Below are 19,441 nucleotides of genomic sequence, written 5' to 3'. Positions count from 1 at the left end.
GTGGCGAACCGAATCCGTTTGTTGTTTCTATGCAACCGTCAAGACGATGACATGTAAGAATGGTGCGATGAAAGCCTCCAAAAAGTCCTCGTCAAGAAGTCAAAAACAAACGTTAAAACAAATACTTATGACACGCCCCCACTTTCATTATTTCTAGTTCTGGAAAAGCTTATTTCTTTATTTGCGGATCGCTCCCCTAGGGTACACCCCTAAACTCACGGTTCCCAAACGGGCAACTATCCGGGCGCCGCCAGCAGGACCGATGGCGCTCCCGGGCGGTTGCAGACCGTTTATGAACAAGGTCGCGAGACCTGCCTCTTTTTAGAAGGGAGCTCCACGAATGAACAAGACTCTGATCGTTGCAGCAGCTGCAGCATCGTTCGCTACCGTCGCTCACGCGCAAAGCAGCGTCACGCTGTACGGCGTGCTGGACGCAGGCATCACCTACACGAGCAACGTCCAGCCGGCACTCGGCCAAGCTGGCAAGTCGCGTTGGGCGATGGGTTCGGGCATTGACCAGAGCCGTTTCGGCCTGCGTGGCTCGGAAGACCTGGGTGGCGGCCTGAAGGCAATCTTCACGTTGGAAAGCGGCTTCGGCATCGGTGACGGCAAGCTGGGCAACAACGGCGGCATGTTCAACCGTCAAGCATTTGTCGGCCTGTCGAGCCAGTACGGCACGGTCACGCTGGGCAAGCAGTACGATGCAGCGCAAGACTACCTGGCGCCGCTGACGGCAACGGGCTCGTGGGGCGGCACGTACTTCGCGCACCCGCTGAACCTCGATCGTCTGAGCACGACCGGCGATGTCGCGTCGAACAACACGATCAAGTTCACGAGCGCGAACTACGCTGGCCTGCAATTCGGCGGCACGTACTCGTTCTCGAACAACACGAACTTCGGCAACAACCGTGCGTACAGCGCGGGTGCCGCATACCAGTTCCAAGGTCTGAAGCTGGCTGCTGCATACTCGCAAGCGAACCTGGGTGACGGTACGAACGGTAGCGGCGCAACGTCGTCGGCGATCGGTGGCCTCGCTTCCCAAGGCCGCGTCCGCACGTACGGTGCTGCTGCTGGCTACGCATTCGGCCCGGCACAAGTCGGCGCTGCATGGACGCAAGCACGTCTGGACAACAACGCAGTTGGTGTGGGCACGCTGCGCACCGACAACTACGAAGTGAACGCGAAGTACAACCTGACGCCGGCTCTCGGCCTGGGCGCTGCTTACACGTACACGAACGCGAAGATCAACAACGGCAGCACGCACTGGAACCAGTTCGGTCTGCAAGCTGACTACGCACTGTCGAAGCGCACGGACGTCTACGCACAAGCTGTGTACCAGCGTGCAGCGAAGAACGGCATCGGCGCGTCGATCTACAACGGCAACAGCTTCGCTGACAACCTGCCGAGCTCGTCGATCAACCAAACCGCAGCAACGGTTGGTCTGCGTCACCGCTTCTAAGCGTGACGGGCGGGGCAACCCGCTTCGCAGCATCGAAAAGGCGCCTTCGGGCGCCTTTTTTTCGTCTGTGGAAAGCAATGACGATGATCCGGATCGTCCGGATGCAAAAAAGCGAGGCTCGTGCCTCGCTTTTGTCGTTCTGCGCACTGTATGGCGCGACGTTGGCCGCCGGTGGTTCAGCGCGTGTATTCGCCGTTGGCTTCCGGCTGGAACACGATCGCGGCAACCTTCATCAGCTTTTCGGCGCCGCTCGGCTGCATCACCTTGACCATCTGGCCGCGCTGCGTGCCCAGCAGCGCCATGCCGACGGGCGAGAACACGTTCAGGCGTCCGAGTTCGAGGTTGGCGGCGTCCGGATAAACAATCGTCCAGGTAGCCTGTTCCTGGGTCGCTTCGTCGAGCAGCGTGATTTGCGAGTTCATCGTGACGACGTTCGCCTTGATGGCGTCGGGCTGGACGATATCGGCGCGTTCGAGCAGCGTGTCGAGCATCGTCTGGAAACGCGGGTTGTGCTCGGCGTGCTTTTCGAGGCGGGCGACGTCGAGTTCGGTCAACTGGTAAAGGCGTTGTTTCATGGTGGTTCTCCAAATGATCGGCAGGGGCAGGCGTGGCGTGCCTATGAGGATCGCCCGGAGCCTGTCTAACCTGGCTCCGGGTGGAGACCGAGCGGTCAGATCAGGCGCCGGGCAGGGGCGAGCGGCGCCTGGGCCGTGCGTCGAGCGAGGGGATGCGCCGGCTGTCCGACGCGCGCGCGCACGCCGGCCGGGCCGGACGGCGAAACCGAGAGGGGCGTGAGCGCGTACATGGTGGATGGAATATCGACTGGCGAATGGAACCTTACGATTCTACAACACAACCTTCCCAACAGGTGATCCGGCTGTTGGCGTTTCGTCAGCGATTGTTGTGTGGGTGAAGCAAGTTGGAGCGACCCTGTCCCGAAACAGTGGGCGATCTTTTCCAAAAACGCAACGCTGTTTATTCAAACTAAGGGTTTCCCCTTGGAGTGGCGAACACTACACTGAATTCAATCGCTTCAGACAGTCACTGCAGGGGCGACGTCAAAAGAGAACATATTCCGGAGGTAAATCATCATGAAGTCGATCATCTACGCAGCCATCGCCGCATCCGTCCTTGCCGCTCCGATCGCATCGTTCGCGCAGTCCGAGCAGGGGTTGACCCGCGCTCAGGTCAAGGGCGAACTCGTGCAACTCGAGCAGAACGGGTACAAGCCGCTGGCGAGCGACTCGCAATATCCGAGCGACATCCAGGCTGCCGAGCAGCGCATCCAGCCGAACCAGCCGATGCTGGCGCAAGCCGATACCAGCGGCTACGGCGCTGTCGCAACGGGTGCCGCGCAAACTGGCCGCCGTGTGACGCGGGAAGCGCCGAATCCCGTGAATTCGGTCTACTTCGGTAACTGATTGAACGTCCCCGGGTCTGCCCGAGCGCACCGCTGAATCGACGAGACGCGCGCCAGTCGCGCGCGTCGTTCGCCCGCAGGAGCAGAACCTCCGTCGCCGCATGCCGGCGGCTTTCCGCCCAGACGCTCACGCGTTTGGGCCTTTTTTGCTGGGGCGGATCAGGCGGACGTGACGCTCGGCGTGCCGTGGATGTAGTGTTCGAGCTGGCTGATCGTGAACTGCTGATCGGCAATCACGCTCTTCACGAGGTCGCCGATCGAGATGAGGCCGACCAGCTTCCCGCCGTCGAGCACGGGCAAGTGGCGCATCCGGTGCTCGGTCATCAGCGCCATGCACTCGTCGGTGGATTGCGACGGTTCGACGTAGCGCACCTTCGCCGTCATGATTTCCTCGACGCGGGTGGCTTTCGACGAGCGGTCCTGCAGGACGATCTTGCGCGCGTAGTCGCGCTCGGTGACGATGCCCGCGATGTCGTCGCCGTCCACGACCAGCAGCGCGCCGATGCCTTTTTCCGCCATCAGCTTGATGGCGTCGTAGACGAGATCGGTCTTCGTGACGGTGTAGATGGTGCGGCCCGAATCCGGCTTGGCCTTGAGAATCTGCGCGACAGTCGTGCTCATTCGCTTTCTCCGTGTGCAGGTCGATGCAGGGCAGGCGGGGCGTGATGCGCGTCACCCGGTGAGCCCAGTATAGCCGGGCGGGCGGCGGCAGTCGCGTGACGTTTCCAGATTAGCGGTAAACTCCCGTCACGCACCATCCACATAACTCCTACATTCCCGAAGTTTCGATTGAATTCATGATGTCTTCGCGTCCCCAATCGCCCCCGCCGGGCAATGGCCAGGCAGACGAGTGCGTGACGCTCGTCGCTACCGCGTCGCTGCCTACGCGCTACGGTACGTTTACGTCGTACGCGTTTCGCGTATCGGGCAGCGATGCCGAACACCTTGCGCTCGTGATGGGCGACGTGACGGGCGAGCAGTCCGTGCTGACCCGGCTGCACTCCGAGTGCCTGACCGGTGACGTGTTCGGCTCGTACCGCTGCGATTGCGGCGAGCAACTCGATCTCGCATTGCGTTACATCGCGGCCGAAGATCGTGGCGTACTGCTGTACCTGCGCGGCCATGAGGGCCGCGGCATCGGCCTGAGCAACAAGATTCGCGCGTACGCGCTGCAGGAGCAGGGGCGCGACACCGTCGAGGCGAACCTCGATCTCGGCTTGCCCGACGACGCTCGTGAATACGACTCGGCCGCTGCGATCCTCCGCATCCTCGGTGTGACGTCGGTGCGGCTGATGAGCAACAATCCGAAGAAGTTCGATACGCTCGTGAAGCACGGCATTCCCGTTTGCGAACGCGTGGCGCTCGCGGTGCCCGTGCGCGAGGAAAACGAACGGTATATCCGCACGAAGCAGACGAAGTTCGGGCATTACTTCGAGGAAAACGAGTAACCGGAGCGGGCGCGCGAGCGCCCCGTTTCTCGTCATCTGTTCTTCCGATCGTTGCCGGGACACGCAACGATCGCGATCGCCTTCCCCTCATGTGTTCCAGTGCCGGGCTTGTGATGTCGGCTGTGTTGTGCGCGGCGTCCGCCCACTCCGTACTCGCGGAACGATCACGCCGTCGAATCGAAACCGTATGCCCGACGCTGCCTCGCTCGCAATCGACCGATGCAGGGGCGCGACCGCCACGACGGCCATGCCCGCGCGTAACGGCTCACGCGAACCTGCTCGTCAGCGCCACGTGCCGTTCTGCAACACGATCCGGTAGCCGTCGGCATCCTCGAAGGTCTGGCCTGATATTTCCCAGTATGGATTGAACGACGTCACGGGAATGAAGTCGTGTGCGGTCGCGCGCTCGCAGGCGGATTCCCATTCCGGACGATCGGGCAGGTAGAACACGATCAGATCCTCGGGTGTCGGCGACGGCGCGATCGGATGGTCGGGACAGTGCGTGAACTCGAAGTGATAGTCGAGGCCTTCGCGTCCGAGCATCACGCCGGAAAAGCCGTCGTGATCTTCGAAGCGCGCCAGTACTGACAGCTCGAGGGCGTCGCGATACATGCGCTCGGTGCGGGCAAGGTTGCTGACCGGGCGGGCAATGCGCAGATGGGCGTGCAAGATGGCCTCGGCGGGAAGTGGCGGGCCGCTCAATGATAAGCCGGCCGATCCCGATGCGCGAGGCGAGTGGGCCGCCCTTCGGGGGATACTTGCGGTATCGAACGATATCGATTCGGCCCGGCCCAACGGATCGAATTGTGTCGAGCTTCATCTTGCGAAAGAAAAAACATGACGCTTCTCGATCCAATGTGGGCATGCCGCGTCGCAGCAGCCACTCGTCGGCAAGACATTCGAATTCGTGCGTTGGGCAGCGCCCGTCGCACGACGTGCGCATACGTGCATGCCGGGCCGGAGATGATGCATGGGTAAGCCCGATCTTCGTCGGCCGGTTGCCGGACCTTATCGTCAGTGGCGATGGGTGGCTGGACTGGAGGCCGGTTTCGGGTGGGTGGCAAAGGGGACGTTGGTGCTGGCGGGCCTGGCGATGGTCGCGTTGGCGGCGCTGACGGGCGACGTCGGTGCCCTGACGGACCTGCCGGCGACCAGGAAGGGTTGGTTGTACCTGCTGTTGGCGCTTGTGGCCGCGGTCGCGCTGACATTTGCGGTGTACTACTACTGGCTGCGACCGACTGATATACGTCCAGCGGCCTAGCCAGACGGGGAAGGCGATGCGGCCCCACAAACCGTTCGGGCAATAAAAAAGCCCGCTGCTTGAGCGGGCTGAATCCATGTTTGGAGACATGGAGGAGACAGACGTAAATTTAAGGGAAAACCCGGACCTTTGCAAGCCCTCGTTGCATCCGCACAACGTGCCGCCGCGCAGACCGCTGTGTGGCGGCGCGCGGCACGGCCTCATTCACATGCCGCCGGCCCGCGCATGCGCCGCCAACCCGCCGAACCGCTCTTGCGCGACCGGCAGCGCGTATTTGCTGCGCATTTCCGTCTCGATCCATGCACACGCCTCGCGCGCGCAGTCGGTCAATGCGTGCCGCGTCGCATGTCCGTCGATGTCGTAGACGAAACGCACGCCGACCTCGTCATCGTCAACCTGTCGTTCGAGCTGATTGAGCTGCAGTCGCGGCCCGTGCTGTTGCGACAGCGCGCGCAATTCGTCGAAGTGATATTCGAGCCAGTCCGCGAAGAACAGCGCGTCGCTGTGGCTGGGCAGCCGGAAAGCCGCGCTGCGCGACGGGCGCGCCGCGAATTCGCCAGCCGCCGCATGCGGTTCGCGGTCCGAGGCGACCGGCGCGAGCGGGTGCCGAATCTGCCGGTACGGCTCGCGATCGCGCAAGGCGTGCCACAGCAATTCGTCGCCGGCAGCGCCGGACGGCTGCATCGTCAGGTCGTGCCGGCCATCGCCGGTCGCGGCGATCTCGCGGATCACGAGGCGCAGCGAGCATAGCGGCTCGTCCGCGACCAGCAGGGTTGCCGGGCGCGGCAGCCCGCACACGAGCGGCGCGGCGCCGGCCGCACGAAACACGAGCCCGCGGCGGTCGAGCCGCACGAGCGGCAAGGGCCTGGGAAACGCTGGATAGGCGACCGCGATGCGGGCGCCACTGGCGCTCGTCAGGCCGGGCATCATCGCGCGAAAGACCTGGGACTGGTCCACGTTGGTTCTCCTTCGTTACGATACCGCCCGGACGGAAACGTGCGTTCCGGCTCAGGCGGCGATAGCTTGCCGGGCAGCCTGCCCCGGCTCGATTCCTAGCGCAGCAAACGTTTGCGAGTCGATGTCGATCCAGCATGCGACCACCAGGCGTCCGTCGACCTGCTTCGGTGGGCCTGCGCGGTGCGCGTGTATGCCGATCCGGCGGAACAGCCGCTCCATGCTCGCGAACGTCACGCCGATCAACTGCCGTGCGCCGAGCTGCGCCGCGCACTCGACGACGGCCGCGAGCATCGGGCGCACGGCCCATTCGGCGTTGCCGGGCCCGCCTTCGTCGTCGGTCGCCGCGAATCGGGACAGTTCCCAGACGGCGGCCGATTGCGGCAGCGGCATGTCCTCGGCGACCAGGTCGGCGAACAGCGACTTCAGCAGATACGGGCGCGTCGTCGGCAGCAGGCGCGCGCAGCCGCACATGTCGCCGTCGGCGTTTCGTGCGAACACGTAGACGGTATCGTCGCGATCGAACTGGTCACGCTCGAAACTTTCGTTCGCCGACGGGAGCGCCCAACCCAGCTGTTCGACGAACACGCGGCGCCGATAGCGCCCTAGATCCGCCGCGAGTTCGTGTGGCAACCGCCCTTCCTCGTGAACGAAGGTCTGCATGGATGTCCTCGGATCTGTGCTTTTGTATGCACGCATTACAGCGCGCGGCACGAGGAGCCTGTAACTGGTAACTCTTACAGGGTCACGGCGTAAAGACGCCATTTGCGCGGTGGTAACGGTTTCTTGATCGACGGGATTGAAAACCGGGCCGCTTTTGCTTATAAAGAGCGCCAGTCTTGCAAAATTGTCAGAGGAATGCGCAGCCGGTTGTCACTGGAGCGTGGGACCGGCATGATAGGCGTCGTTGTGCCCGAGGAGGGCCGACGCGACCGCGGCAGGCCAGTCGATGGCGGCGAGCCGCGCGGCGAGTGCGGCGGCGGTGCGGAACATGCCGATGTCGGCGCCCTTGGCGTCGATGGCCATCACGTTGCTGCGGACGTCGCCGCCCGCGATGATGAACGTGCCCGTCGTGCGTTCGAGGTACCAGTCCCAGCCGACCGTCACGTAGGCGACGCCGGCACCCGCTGCGCGATGCCATTCGGTATAGCCGGCGAGGCGGGCGTCGATCGCGTTGTCGCGCAGTTCGGCCAGCAGCGAGGGGTCGAGGCCGCTCGCGACATGGTCGAGCACAAGTGTGGCCAGTGCGCCTTCTGACAGGCGTACGTAGCCGTCCGGGGACGGGCCGGGGACAGGGTGCAGCAAGGGTGAAGTCATGCGCGGAATGTATCAGCCTCAAACGGGTGCTGGAACCTGACAAGTATGACAGCGTGACGTTGTCGGAGAAAGAATGGAACTGCGCTGGCAGGATGCCTACCAACAATTCAGCGCCGCGGAAGACGAGCAGCAGCTCTTCCAGCGGATCGCCGCCTATTCCAGGCGGCTGGGATTCGAATATTGCTGTTACGGCATTCGCGTACCGCTGCCCGTTTCGAAGCCGGCGGTCGCCATCTTCAATACCTATCCGGACGGCTGGATGGCGCACTATCAGGCGCAGAACTATATCGAGATCGACTCGACGGTTCGCGACGGCGCGTTCAGCACCAACATGATCGTCTGGCCGGACGTCGACAACATCGACCCATGTCCGCTGTGGCGGGACGCGCGCGACTTCGGGTTGTCGGTGGGCGTCGCGCAATCGAGCTGGGCGGCGCGCGGCTCGTTCGGCCTGTTGAGCATCGCCCGTCATGCCGACCCGCTGACGCCGGCCGAGATCAACATGCTGACGCTGCAGACGAACTGGCTCGCGAACCTGTCGCATTCGCTGATGAGCCGCTTCATGGTGCCGAAGCTGTCGCCCGCGGCGGGCGTCACGCTGACCGCGCGCGAGCGCGAGGTGCTGTGCTGGACGGCCGAGGGCAAGACCGCTTGCGAAATCGGCCAGATCCTCAGCATCTCGGAGCGGACGGTCAACTTCCACGTGAACAACATCCTCGAGAAGCTCGGCGCGACCAACAAGGTCCAGGCGGTCGTCAAGGCGATTTCGGCCGGCCTCATCGAAGCACCTTGACGCGACGTCGCGCGACGGCGGCGCCGGATGCGGCGGCCGCCGCGCCGCGGCTCACTCCATCAGCGGCTCCGCTTCCTTCGCGGTCCAGCTCACGCTGGAAATGCTTTTCTCCATGCTCATCCGGCTCGCGATCTGCTCGAGCTTCTGCTGATCCTTCGGATGCAGCTTCAGCGTCGCGGTCACCTTCAGCCGGTCGGGCTGCTCGGGCACGTCCTCGCTCGTGAGGCTCTGGAACGACAGCGGCTTCGCATACATCGAATTCGACAGCAGCGTGCGGATGTGCACTTCGTCGGCGGCGAGGCAGATCACGGTGATCTGGTATTCGCGCACGAGATCGGCATTCGACACGGGCGTCGCGTTGATGGCCTGGCTGACGCCGCGCAGCACCGTATTGGTGAGCAGCACGACGCCCGTGCCGGCGAGCGCGGGCACGTAGTGGCCGGAGCCGGCCAGCACGCCGACGGCGGCCGAGCACCACAGCGTCGCGGCGGTATTGATGCCCTGGATCGAGCCCTTGTCGCGCATGATCACGCCGCCGCCGAGAAAGCCGACGCCCGACACGACGTACGCGGCGATCTGCGTGACGCCCGCGACGCCGTTGCCGGTCAGCACGCCGAGCGTGACGAACAGGCACGCGCCGCTCGCGACGAGCGTGATGGTGCGCAGGCCGGCCGTGCGCTGGCGCATCTGCCGCTCGAGGCCGATGGCGACGCCGCAGGCGAACGCGGTGAAAAGACGGAGTGCGAAATCGAAAGTCATGGTTGTCCTGCCGTGCAAGAAGCGCATGCCGGCGCGCGTCGCCTCGGCGCAAGGCCGAACGCGGCGCGACGATAGCCGTCATCGCGCGGTACTGTACCGCGCGAATGCGTCATTCAATGTGAAACGGATGGCGTGCTGCTCGCGGAACGCGAGCCGGGCAGGAGAACTGCGGCGGACAGGCGTTCAGGCGGCAAGCGGCGCACGCAATGGAGTGCTGCAACTGTCCACGATGGTTCCTGAAGGAAGAATGGGCGGCATTCTAGTGGGCGGCGCGCGCCTGCGTCAATCGCCTTGCGGCCAGCGCTACTGCGCCGCGCCGATCGTCCCCGTCGCGAGCGCGAGCGCGGCGGCGGCCGACAACGCGCCGGCATAGCTGTCCACTTCCGCGTTCCGCGCGGCAAGCAACTGGCTTTGCGCGATCGTCGCATCGGTGACCGAGCCGACGCCGGTCCGGTACGCGGTCAGCGCCGCGTCGTAGCTCGTTTGCGCGGCATCGACGAGCGCCTTCGCGGCGTCGTGCGACGCCAGGCTCGTCTGCACCGCGTTCTGCGCGGCGACCACCTGCCGCACGGCTTCCTCCTTGGTCCGCGTGAGGCGCGCGGATGCGCTTTCCGCGTCGTTGCGCGCCTGCATCAGCACGGCCGAGCGCAGGCCGCCGTCGTACAGCGGAATCGTCACGCCGACGAACACGCCGCCGCCGTAGCGGCTGCCGTCCAGGTTGACGGTCGGCGCCTGGTCGCCGATCGCGGGCAGCGCGGAGAGGGACGTGCCGCCCGCATACGACGTCGACGCGGACCGGAAGATCTTCGGCATGAACGCGGCTTCCGCTGCCTTGATCTTCGCGCGATTGGCCTTCTCGAGCGCGCCGCGCGTGAGGTTGTTCGCTTCCGCGATGCGCACGAAAAATTTGACGTCGACGAGAACGAAGCGCATGGACCTGGCGGCGGGACGATGCCCATTGTCGCGTCAAGCCGCACGGCGCTGCACCGCCGACCGCGACCCGTCGTCGCGGCCGGGATCTGTGTACCATCGTGCGTAGGGTGCGACGCGCGGCACCGGCCATCACGGCCCGTGCCGTGCGCGTCGCGGAAGCGCTCGTGCAACGAAGGTGAACGTTCCATGCGAAGTTTCTTTGTCCGGTTCATTGCAATCGGCGTGCTGTTCCATCTGTACGTCGGGATGCGGATCATTCCCGATGCGTTCGCGTCGCCGCTCGCACGCACGATCGCGGCGCTCGTGCTCGCGAGTTTCGTCGTCTTGATTCCGGTCGGCATGTTCTCGCGCCGCTTCGACGAAGGTTGGGCCGCGACGCTGGTCGGCTGGGCCGGCGCGCTCGCGATGGGTTTCTTCTCGTCGCTGCTGGTGCTCACGTTCCTGCGCGAAATCGTGCTGCTCGGCGTGTTCGCGTGGCGGCATCTCGGGCATGACGGCGCATGGAGCCGCGCGGCGCCCGACACGGCGCTCGGCGTGCTGGTGGCCGCGGTGCTCGCGACCGTGATCGGGTTCGTCGGCGCGCGCCGCACCGCCGCGGTCAAGCGCGTGTCGATTCCGGTCGCCGGGCTGCCGGCCGCGCTCGACGGGCTAACGATCGTGCAACTGTCCGACATCCACGTCGGGCCGACGATCAAGCGGCCCTACATCGAACGGATCGTGCGCGCGGTCAATGCGCTCGACGCCGACCTGGTGGTCGTGACGGGCGACGTGGTGGACGGTTCGGTCAAGCGCCTGCGCGAACATACCGCGCCGCTCGGGCAGATGCGCTCGCGGCACGGCACCTTCCTCGTGACGGGCAACCACGAGTACTACGCCGGTGCGCATGCATGGATCGACGAGTTTCGTCGTATCGGGCTGACGGTGCTGCTCAACGAGCACGTGCTGATCGAGCGCGGCGGCGCGCGGGCGGTGCTCGCGGGCGTGACCGATTTCACGGCGGGCGGCTTCGATCCCGCGCATCGCAGCGATCCTGAGCAGGCGCTGGCCGGTGCGCCGCGCGACGTCGGCACGAAGATCCTGCTCGCGCACCAGCCGCGCAGCGCGGCAGCGGCGAACCGCGCGGGCTTCACCGTGCAGTTGTCGGGGCACACGCATGGCGGCCAGTTCCTGCCGTGGCCGCCGTTCGTGCGGTTGCAGCAGCCGGTGATCGGCGGGCTGAACCGCTTCGGCGACATGTGGCTGTATACGAGCCGCGGCACCGGCTATTGGGGGCCGCCGAACCGTTTCGGCGTGCCGTCCGAGATCACGCTGATTCGGCTGACGCGCGGCTAGTCGATGGGTCGGGAGGCGGCCGTCGCGCGACACGAACGCGCATCGCGGTGCACGGCGGCTTCCTTTCGGCCGTTCGGCGGCGAATGACAGCGCATGGCGGCGCGCAGCGCCGTTGGCTAGTATGCAGACATGTCTCGTTCACGCCGTTCCTCGCCCGTTTCTGCCGACATGTCGACGCCCGATCTCTTCGCTGATACGCCCGCGTCCGACGTGGACTGGTACCCGGACTGGCTGGCACCCCCCGACGCCGATCGCGCGCTGGCCGCGCTGATCGGCGAGGTCGCATGGCGGCAGGACACGATCCGCACGCCGCGCGGACGCATTCCGTTGCCGCGGCTCACAGCGTGGCAGGGCGAACCGGATGCCGTGTACGTGTACTCGGGCATCCGCAACGTGCCGGAGCCCTGGACGCCGGCCGTGCTCGGGCTGAAGCAGGCGGTCGAGGCGACCTGCGGCGTGCGTTTCAACAGCGTGCTGCTCAATCGCTATCGCAACGGGCTGGACAGCCTCGGCTGGCACGCGGACAACGAACCCGAACTCGGCGACGCGCCGGTGATCGCGTCGGTGAGCCTCGGCGCGATGCGCGTGTTCGATCTTCGCCATCGCGCGACCGGCGTCACGCATGCGTATCGGCTCGGGCACGGCAGCCTGCTCGTGATGCGCGGACGCACGCAGGCCGAATGGCAGCACCGCGTGCCGAAGGCGCCGGGCGTGCCGGGCGAACGCGTGAACCTGACCTTCCGGCGCGTATCCATGGCGGCCGGGTAGGTCGTGTCCCATTTCTTCGATCCGTGAAAGGCGGATGCAAGCAACCGGTCGCGCGTGCGGCACGTTGCCGCACGAACGCGATGCCGGAGGCGCGACCGGGCGCCGAGGCGCGTCCCATATAGGTTTCAGATAATTCGATCGACCGGCCGGTTTCGATAGGTGAGTGAAACCTCTGATGGTGCGTCGCAACATTCCTTGAATAAACTGTCGAATGACAGAAGTGCGCCGGCTATCGGCGCGACCCTTTCGACATGTCTCCGTGCGTGGCCGACGCAGCGCGCAACGGGGCAGGAGCAAAACGCGTGACCGTACTCGACCCTTCCTTCGCACCCTCGCTGCACGTCTTCGAGCAAGACGGCGGATGGCAATGGGCGCTGACGGTGAAGCGGGCGACCGGCGTCGGCGTGAAAGTCGTGGCGTTCAGCCGCGAAGGTTTTCGCGGCGAAGCCGAGGCATACGCCGCCGGCCAGCTTGCCCGCGCCGAATATGACGCCGCCGTGACGGCCTGACGCCGTCGCGGCAATCCCGCCCGAGGAGCGTCTTCCTCTGTGCCGCCCGTTGCGGGGCGGTGCTTTCCCGATTGTCTTTCATTTTTCGCTGTTCGCTGGTGGCGAGAGGCGGTCTGCCGGCGTCAGGCGGGCATGTCGGCCAATCCGGCATCGCCGAGCGGCAAAAACACGCGCAGGCGTTGATGGTCGGGGTGGCGAACATCGACGAATACGTGTCCGGCGGCGTTTGCTATGACACCGCGGCGTACGTCCGGTATCTGCTGCGCCCGGCGTGCTACTCGATACGATCGGCCAGTTGTGGAAGACGCGCTTCAACTTCGAGACCGGCAATCAATGGGACGGGCGCGCGAGCATTCCGGCGGGCACCGCAGTGGGCTTCGCGCGCGGCGCGGATGTCTTTCACGCCGCGATCGCCGTCGGCGGCACCCGAATCCGCGGGATCAACGGCGGCTTGCTGGGTGCCGGATGGCTGCGTCCGGTCGATCTGACGCGGGTACTGCAGCCGGATCCGGCAGGCAGCTTTGCACACGACCGCACGACCATTCGCGTTTATCTGTCGCGCCTGCAGGCAATCCGGGCGGCGAATCCCACGCTCGGTCCATCGTCGCCCGACCGCGTGCCGCGCACCAGCGCCGCGCGCGGCCGCCGTCCGGCGATTTCCGCATGGCGTCGCGCCGTCCAACGCTGCTATCCTTTCGACCTTGAATGACGCGTCATGGCGGCGTGGCGGCGCATCCTGCATCGCGGCGCCGCGTGCCGGTGCGAGCCTGTCCGCGCACTGAGGTAGCATGACTGAATATCCACGACGATCGATGACCTGTTTCGTGACTGACTTCCTTCCGTCCATGTCCACATGGTCAAGACAACGATGAGCGGTACACCCGATCCGGCGACGCCCGGCGACGACGAGTCGTCGGGCGTCGCTTCGTCCTATCTGGTGCCGGGGCTCGAACGCGGGCTGCGGATTCTCGCCGAATTCTCCGCGCGCGAGCCCGTGCTCGGCGCGCCCGAGCTGTCGAAGCGCATCGGCATTCCGCGCACGACCACGTTCCGCCTGCTGCAGACGCTCGAGGCGCTCGGTTTCCTCGAACGCGTGAACGGCGACCGCTATTTCCGGCTCGGCGTCGGCGTATTGCGGCTCGGCTTCGAATACCTGAATTCGCTCGAACTGACCGATCTCGGCACGCCCGTGCTCGAACGGCTGCGCGATTCGACCGGCCTGTCGACGCACCTGCTGATCCGCGACCAGCGCGACGTGGTGTTCGTCGCGAAGGCGCAAAGCAATGCGTCGATGTTCGGTTCGGTGAAGGTGCACGTCGGCACGCGGCTGCCGGCGCACGCGACCGTGCATGGCCACGTGCTGATGGGCGACCTGACGCGCGATGCGCTGCGGCAGCTCTATCCGGAGAAGAAACTCGAGCAGTTCACCGAGCGCACGCCCGGCACCGTCGACGAACTGTACGAACGCGTACGTCATTACGCACGGCTCGGCTACGCGGTCAGCGAGGCGGCGTTCGAGAGCGGCATTTCGGCCGTGACCGCGCCGGTGCGCGATCATTCGGGCTCGATCGTCGCGGCGATCACCGCGACGGTGCCGCGCTCGGAGATCGGCGACGCCGGCGAGAAGGAGCGGCTCGTCGAAGCCGTGTGCGGCGCGGCGGTCGACCTGTCGCAACGGCTGAACTATCGTCCGCTCGAAAGCGACCCGACGTTCGCGCATGCGCGCCACAAGGTCGCGATGTTCTGACTCTGACGCATGCGCGTCGTATCCGCCGCGGCGCGCGGCATTGCAAACGAAGAGAGCGGCCCGCGGGCCGCTCTTGTCGTTTTCGGGCGCCGAAACCCGGCGCCTGAACGCGCTCAGAACGAGTGATGAATCCCGGTCAGCACGATCACCTGATTCGCGGTGCTCGACACGCCGGCCGTGAAGAACGCGGCCTTTGCGCCGCCCGAGCCGTGCTCGTAAAGCACGTTCGCATACAACTGCGTGCGTTTCGACAACGCGTAGATGTCGCCGAGCTCGACCTGGGTCCAGCGGCGGCCGGCCAGCGTCGTGGTCGCCGCGCCGCCCGCGATCGTGTTGAACGCGCTGCTGCGGTAGTTCACGCCCGCGTCGTAGCTCTGGAACGTGTCCGAAAACCCGTTCGACTGCATTTTCACGCGCGTGTAGAGACCGTGCACGAGGAAGTCGCCGATCTGGTACGACGCGCCCGCGCCGATGTTCTCGACCTTGTTCGCGAGGTAGCCGTTCGCGGTGTTCTGCCCCTGGAACGACGCGATGCCGGTCTGGCCGATCAGGATCGAGCGGTCGTGCTCGTTCGAGTAGACGGCCGACGCCTTGAACGGCCCGTTCGCATAGTTCAGCGCAACGCCGACCGATTTGCCGGTCGAGAAGTTCGTCGTGTTGCCGAGCGCGAGCATGGCCGCGGCCGAGAAACCCGCGAACGTCGGTGAGCGGTACTTGACCGAATTGTTGTACGGTACGTTACCGGTCGCGGCGAGCCCGTCGATGTTGCCCGGATGGAACGCGTACCAGCTCAGCGCAAGGTACGCGGTGCTGAGCGGATCGAGATAGTCGAACGACAGCGGCGTCTGGCGGCCGAGCGTCAGCGTGCCGTAGCGCTCCGAGCCGAGGCCGACGAACGCCGCCCGGTTCCAGATCGTGTTCGCGGTCGCGAACTGGCCGTTGTTCGTATAAAAGCCGTTTTCCAGCTGAAAGATCGCCGACAGCCCGCCGCCGAGATCTTCCTTTCCCTTCAGGCCCCACCGGTCGGGCTGCGTATTGCCCTGGATCATTGCCCACTTCGCGTGGCCGCCGACGTTGTTCACGTACGCGACACCCGCGTCCATGCTGCCGTACAGCGTCACGCTGCTTTGTGCCCACGCACCCGACGCGGCGCCCATTCCGATGACTGCCGCTGCTACCGCATGCTTGACCATTTCGTCTCCTGACTCTCCAACCTGATGAATACGTGTTGTGACGGCCTGCGCGGGGACGGCCGGCCGTCGCGCATGTTCATTGCCGAGTGGGCATTCGTATGTTCCATATAAGGAACAACGTGCCTTTGATGGAATGGAGTATAGAGGCGTCGTGCGTCGGATCAAAAATAATTTTTTCGGGACGGATGGGTGCCGTGTGGATGCCCGGTCATCGCGCGGAACGTCTCGAAAAAGCCGATAAACACCCGTTTCCAAACAAAAAATCACATTCGAGCGGTGAGGTCGTGGTGTTCGCCGCCCTGACGGTCGGTGTTTTCCCTAGGACATGAAGCTTTTTGTTTTACTCGTGGAAGGTCGCTCCTATAATCACCATCCATAAACTGTTGTTCCTGATATGGAACAAATCGGAACAAACCGAGAGTCGATCAGAAGGAAGGGTGCGAGATGTCAGAGCAATGGATTTGCGCCGGTCACGCCGGTGCGCTGTCGGAAGACACGCCGATCGAGTTCAAGCGGACCGACGGCGTGGAAATCGGGATCTACCGCGTCGGCGACGACGTGTATGCGCTCGAGAACGTGTGCCCGCATGCGTATGCGCTGCTGACGCAAGGGTTCGTCGACGAAGGCACGGTGGAATGCCCGCTGCACGAGGCCGTGTTCGACATCAAGACGGGCGAATGCCTGAGGGGCCCGGGCGGGCGTGCGCTGAAGCAGTACGCGGTGCGCCTCGCCGGTGAAGAAATCCAGATCAAGGTGGAGTGACATGAAAGAAGCGACCGTCAATTTCAATCCCTTCCTGAAGCCGTGGGTGGCGCCGCAGCCGAACAACGTCGCCGGCAAGGGGCAGATCGAGATTCCCGGCCAGGTCGAGAACCAGGTCTGGCAGAACCGCAAGGCCGAACCGACGCAGTACGAGAACGACCTCGGCGATGCGCTCGAGCGCGTGTTCGAAGCAGGCGCGACCGAGCTGGACGACGTCGTCGCGGGCCTGAATCGCATCGGCTTCCGCGCGCCGGACGGCACGGTTTGGACACCTGAGCGTTTCCGCGCCGCAATGGCCTCGCTGGCGGAATGAACGCACCGACCGCGCCGCGCGCCTGAGCGCCGACCCGACGACAACCGCATCCGGAGCACACTGATGACGTCCCCCGACCAACACGAAACCCGACACGACCCGGTTCGCGACTATCTCGACCGTGGCATCAAGAACTACTGGTATCCCGTCGCGCCGAGCTGGCAGGTGTCGAACGCGCCCGTCGGCCTCACGCGCCTGTCCGAGCAGATCGTGCTGTGGCGCGATCACGAAGGAAAGGTCCACGCGCTGGAAGATCGCTGCCCGCACCGCGGCGCGCGCCTGTCGCTCGGCTGGAACCTCGGCGGCAACATCGCGTGCTGGTATCACGGCATCGAAGTCGACGGCGGCGGCACGGTCAATCGTGTGCCGGCCGTGTCGAACTGTCCGCTCGAAGGCACGAAGTGCGTGAAGTCGTATCCGGTCGAAGAGAAGGCCGGCGCGATCTTCCTGTGGTTCGGCGACGAAGCGCACGGCAAGCCGGCGCCGCTGAACCTGCCGGAAGAACTGGTCGCAGACGAGTACGCGCACTTCCTGTGCGTGTCGAACTGGAAGTGCAATTACCAGTACGCGATCGACAACGTGATGGACCCGATGCACGGCGCGTATCTCCACGCGACGTCGCACTCGATGGCCGAAGGCGACAAGCAGGCCGACATGCGCGTGCGCAAGACGGACACGGGCCTGATGTTCGAGAAGATCGGCCAGCGCGACGTGAACTTCGACTGGGTCGAACTCGGCGAAACCGGCTGCCTGTGGATGCGCCTCGCGATTCCCTATAAGCAGAAGTTCGGCCCCGGCGGCAACTTCGGGATCATCGGCTTCGCGACGCCGGTCGACGGCGACCACTGTCAGGTCTACTTCTGGCGTACGCGCAAGGTCAGCGGCTGGCAGCGCGACGTGTGGCGCTTCATGTACCGCAACCGCCTCGAAGGCCTGCACTGGGACGTGCTCGAGCAGGATCGCTACGTCCTCGAAAGCCTCGCGCCGCAGGCGCGCGATCACGAATACCTGTACCAGCACGACGTCGGCATCACGCGCGTGCGCCGGATGCTGCGCCAGCGTGCGCAGGAGCATCTGTCCGCGCTCGACGCGCATCGCGCGGCCCACGCCGCTTCGGAGCCCGCGAATGGCTGAGTTCGCTCCGGTCGTGGCGCTGCCCGGTCGCCGCGTGCTCGTCACGGGCGGCGCGCGCGGGCTCGGCGCCGCATTCGTGAAGGCGCTGGTCGAAGCGGGCGCGCAGGTCGCATTCGGCGACGTGCTGATCGAAGAGGGCCGCGCCTTGGCCGCGCAGCTCGCGCAAGCCGGCCACACCGTGCATTGCTTCGCGCTCGATCTCGCCGATCCGGCCAGCATCGACGCATTCGTCGCGCAGGGCGCGGCGGCGCTCGGCGGCATCGACGCGCTGATCAACAACGCGGCGATCACGAACTCGGGCGGCAAGCTGTCGACGGAGCTCGACGTGTCGACGTGGGACGCGGTGATGAACGTGAACGTGCGCGGCGTGTGGCTCGTCAGCAATGCGGCGCTGCCGCACCTCGCGCAATCGGGGCGCGGCGCGATCGTGAACCTCGCATCGGACACCGCGCTGTGGGGCGCGCCGAAGCTGCTCGCCTACGTCGCCAGCAAGGGCGCGGTGATCGCGATGACGCATGCGCAGGCACGCGAGTTCGGCGCGCATGGCGTGACGGTCAACGCGATCGCGCCGGGGCTCACCGAAGTCGAGGCGACGGCCTACGTGCCGGCCGAACGCCACGCGTTCTACCTGCAGGGCCGCGCGCTTGCCCGCGCGCAGGTGCCCGACGACGTGACGGGCCCCGTGCTGTTCCTGCTGTCGGACGGCGCGCGCTTCGTGACGGGTCAACTGCTGCCGGTGAACGGCGGCTTCGTAATGAACTGATTTGAAGTTTTCACTCGGAATGAAGGAGAGGACGATGGCGGACGCCGATTTCGAACGCAAGTCGTGGGACCAGCCGGAAGGCGCAAGCTTCAACGACTGGATGGAAGGGCGCGTCGCGCGCTACGCGACGCGGCGCTACGACTGGGACGCACTGAAGTTCCAGGCCGACTACGACCCGAAGTACCGCCGCGCACAGATGCGCTATGTCGGCACGGGCGGCACGGGCGTCGCGAAGGACGTCAACACGGTGCCGGCCGGCAACTTCACGTTCTCGACGATGGTGATCCCCGCCGGCAACATCGGCCCGAGCCATATCCACATCGACGTCGAGGAAATCTTCTTCGTGCTGCGCGGCAAGATGAAGGTGATCTGCGAGCGCGACGGCGAGACGTGGGAAGCGATCCTCGGCGAGCGCGACCTGATCTCGGTGCCGCCGGGCGTGTATCGGACGGAAATCAACATCGGCGAGGAAGATGCGCTGATGTGCGTGATGCTCGGGTCGTCGAAGCCGATCACGCCGACGTATCCGCCCGATTCGCCGCTCGCGAAGATCAAGCGTTGAGACGGAGCCGGTGA

The 19,441-nt window shown here is 65.2% G+C and carries 23 protein-coding genes and 1 pseudogene; 15 read left to right on the top strand and 9 right to left on the bottom strand.

The features are described from left to right. Window positions 1-340: 340 nt before the first annotated feature. A complete protein-coding gene (locus QZM72_RS14280; protein ID WP_089470127.1) occupies window positions 341-1,459 on the top strand; it encodes a porin in 1,119 nt (372 codons plus the stop codon). Between the two features lie 176 nt (window positions 1,460-1,635). On the opposite strand, the gene QZM72_RS14275 is transcribed toward QZM72_RS14280, so the two are convergent. Next, a complete protein-coding gene (locus QZM72_RS14275) occupies window positions 1,636-2,034 on the bottom strand; it encodes a GreA/GreB family elongation factor (RefSeq protein WP_006486027.1) in 399 nt (132 codons plus the stop codon). A gap of 516 nt (window positions 2,035-2,550) precedes the next feature. Here QZM72_RS14275 and QZM72_RS14270 point away from each other — a divergent pair. Then, a complete protein-coding gene (locus QZM72_RS14270; protein ID WP_089470126.1) occupies window positions 2,551-2,880 on the top strand; it encodes a DUF4148 domain-containing protein in 330 nt (109 codons plus the stop codon). Window positions 2,881-3,038: 158 nt separating this feature from the next. Here QZM72_RS14270 and QZM72_RS14265 read toward each other — a convergent pair whose 3' ends face one another. Then, window positions 3,039-3,500, bottom strand: coding sequence for a CBS domain-containing protein (locus QZM72_RS14265; RefSeq protein WP_069619283.1), 462 nt, complete (start codon window positions 3,498-3,500; stop codon window positions 3,039-3,041). 176 nt (window positions 3,501-3,676) lie between these two features. Between QZM72_RS14265 and ribA the strand changes: the two genes are divergently transcribed. Continuing rightward, the gene (gene ribA / locus QZM72_RS14260) at window positions 3,677-4,327 is read left to right on the top strand and encodes a GTP cyclohydrolase II (protein ID WP_089470125.1); all 651 of its coding nucleotides are present in this window, start codon (window positions 3,677-3,679) and stop codon (window positions 4,325-4,327) included. A 282-nt stretch (window positions 4,328-4,609) separates the two neighbouring features. On the opposite strand, the gene QZM72_RS14255 is transcribed toward ribA, so the two are convergent. Then, window positions 4,610-4,996 (bottom strand): VOC family protein, encoded by a 387-nt coding sequence (locus tag QZM72_RS14255; RefSeq protein ID WP_089470124.1) that lies wholly within the window; start codon window positions 4,994-4,996, stop codon window positions 4,610-4,612. Window positions 4,997-5,297: 301 nt separating this feature from the next. Between QZM72_RS14255 and QZM72_RS14250 the strand changes: the two genes are divergently transcribed. Further along, a complete protein-coding gene (locus tag QZM72_RS14250) occupies window positions 5,298-5,588 on the top strand; it encodes a hypothetical protein (RefSeq protein WP_089470123.1) in 291 nt (96 codons plus the stop codon). A gap of 204 nt (window positions 5,589-5,792) precedes the next feature. Here the strand turns inward: QZM72_RS14250 and QZM72_RS14245 are convergent, their stop codons facing one another. From QZM72_RS14245 to QZM72_RS14235, 3 genes are all read right to left on the bottom strand, one after another. Beyond that, on the bottom strand, window positions 5,793-6,545 hold the full coding sequence (locus tag QZM72_RS14245) for a hypothetical protein (RefSeq protein ID WP_179233525.1): 753 nt from the start codon (window positions 6,543-6,545) through the stop codon (window positions 5,793-5,795). A gap of 51 nt (window positions 6,546-6,596) precedes the next feature. Beyond that, window positions 6,597-7,205, bottom strand: a complete 609-nt coding sequence (locus QZM72_RS14240) for an acyl-homoserine-lactone synthase (protein WP_089470121.1) — start codon at window positions 7,203-7,205, stop codon at window positions 6,597-6,599. 210 nt (window positions 7,206-7,415) lie between these two features. Then, entirely contained in the window at window positions 7,416-7,859 is a 444-nt protein-coding gene (locus QZM72_RS14235) for a DUF4902 domain-containing protein (protein WP_089470120.1), read from the bottom strand. A 73-nt stretch (window positions 7,860-7,932) separates the two neighbouring features. Here QZM72_RS14235 and QZM72_RS14230 point away from each other — a divergent pair, with 73 nt between their 5' ends. After that, window positions 7,933-8,652 (top strand): autoinducer binding domain-containing protein, encoded by a 720-nt coding sequence (locus QZM72_RS14230; protein ID WP_089470119.1) that lies wholly within the window; start codon window positions 7,933-7,935, stop codon window positions 8,650-8,652. A gap of 51 nt (window positions 8,653-8,703) precedes the next feature. On the opposite strand, the gene QZM72_RS14225 is transcribed toward QZM72_RS14230, so the two are convergent. Both QZM72_RS14225 and QZM72_RS14220 read right to left on the bottom strand, forming a co-directional pair. Further along, window positions 8,704-9,411, bottom strand: coding sequence for an MgtC/SapB family protein (locus tag QZM72_RS14225; RefSeq protein ID WP_089470118.1), 708 nt, complete (start codon window positions 9,409-9,411; stop codon window positions 8,704-8,706). A 303-nt stretch (window positions 9,412-9,714) separates the two neighbouring features. After that, window positions 9,715-10,275 (bottom strand): annotated as a pseudogene (locus tag QZM72_RS14220) (TolC family protein); the annotation flags it as partial. Window positions 10,276-10,530: 255 nt separating this feature from the next. On the opposite strand from QZM72_RS14220, the gene QZM72_RS14215 reads away from it, so the two are divergent. From QZM72_RS14215 to QZM72_RS14195, 5 genes are all read left to right on the top strand, one after another. After that, window positions 10,531-11,676: a metallophosphoesterase gene (locus QZM72_RS14215; protein WP_089470117.1), complete on the top strand. Its 1,146-nt coding sequence runs from the start codon at window positions 10,531-10,533 to the stop codon at window positions 11,674-11,676. A gap of 168 nt (window positions 11,677-11,844) precedes the next feature. Then, window positions 11,845-12,444 (top strand): alpha-ketoglutarate-dependent dioxygenase AlkB, encoded by a 600-nt coding sequence (locus QZM72_RS14210; RefSeq protein WP_301738434.1) that lies wholly within the window; start codon window positions 11,845-11,847, stop codon window positions 12,442-12,444. Between the two features lie 302 nt (window positions 12,445-12,746). Next, entirely contained in the window at window positions 12,747-12,953 is a 207-nt protein-coding gene (locus QZM72_RS14205; RefSeq protein WP_034204546.1) for a hypothetical protein, read from the top strand. Between the two features lie 271 nt (window positions 12,954-13,224). Then, complete coding sequence (locus QZM72_RS14200; protein WP_301738433.1) at window positions 13,225-13,662, top strand: hypothetical protein; 438 nt, start codon at window positions 13,225-13,227, stop codon at window positions 13,660-13,662. Window positions 13,663-13,821: 159 nt separating this feature from the next. Next, window positions 13,822-14,700: an IclR family transcriptional regulator gene (locus QZM72_RS14195; protein ID WP_301738432.1), complete on the top strand. Its 879-nt coding sequence runs from the start codon at window positions 13,822-13,824 to the stop codon at window positions 14,698-14,700. A 113-nt stretch (window positions 14,701-14,813) separates the two neighbouring features. On the opposite strand, the gene QZM72_RS14190 is transcribed toward QZM72_RS14195, so the two are convergent. Beyond that, on the bottom strand, window positions 14,814-15,893 hold the full coding sequence (locus tag QZM72_RS14190; RefSeq protein ID WP_301738431.1) for a porin: 1,080 nt from the start codon (window positions 15,891-15,893) through the stop codon (window positions 14,814-14,816). A gap of 444 nt (window positions 15,894-16,337) precedes the next feature. Here QZM72_RS14190 and QZM72_RS14185 point away from each other — a divergent pair, with 444 nt between their 5' ends. The 5 genes from QZM72_RS14185 to QZM72_RS14165 all read left to right on the top strand — a co-directional run bounded on the left by QZM72_RS14185 (window position 16,338) and on the right by QZM72_RS14165 (window position 19,427). Further along, a complete protein-coding gene (locus QZM72_RS14185) occupies window positions 16,338-16,655 on the top strand; it encodes a non-heme iron oxygenase ferredoxin subunit (RefSeq protein WP_301738430.1) in 318 nt (105 codons plus the stop codon). A gap of 1 nt (window position 16,656) precedes the next feature. Further along, window positions 16,657-16,968 (top strand): recombinase-like helix-turn-helix domain-containing protein, encoded by a 312-nt coding sequence (locus QZM72_RS14180; protein WP_301738429.1) that lies wholly within the window; start codon window positions 16,657-16,659, stop codon window positions 16,966-16,968. 63 nt (window positions 16,969-17,031) lie between these two features. Further along, complete coding sequence (locus tag QZM72_RS14175; RefSeq protein ID WP_301738428.1) at window positions 17,032-18,102, top strand: aromatic ring-hydroxylating dioxygenase subunit alpha; 1,071 nt, start codon at window positions 17,032-17,034, stop codon at window positions 18,100-18,102. Continuing rightward, the gene (locus QZM72_RS14170) at window positions 18,095-18,865 is read left to right on the top strand and encodes an SDR family oxidoreductase (protein ID WP_301738427.1); all 771 of its coding nucleotides are present in this window, start codon (window positions 18,095-18,097) and stop codon (window positions 18,863-18,865) included. Before QZM72_RS14175 ends, QZM72_RS14170 begins: the two co-directional genes overlap by 8 nt. Before the next feature lie 34 nt (window positions 18,866-18,899). Beyond that, window positions 18,900-19,427, top strand: coding sequence for a cupin domain-containing protein (locus QZM72_RS14165; RefSeq protein WP_301738426.1), 528 nt, complete (start codon window positions 18,900-18,902; stop codon window positions 19,425-19,427). Window positions 19,428-19,441 lie beyond the last annotated feature (14 nt).

It is taken from the genome of Burkholderia sp. AU45388 (assembly GCF_030481585.1).
GTDB lineage: Bacteria > Pseudomonadota > Gammaproteobacteria > Burkholderiales > Burkholderiaceae > Burkholderia > Burkholderia sola.
This window is presented reverse-complemented; position numbering and strand designations above follow the sequence as displayed.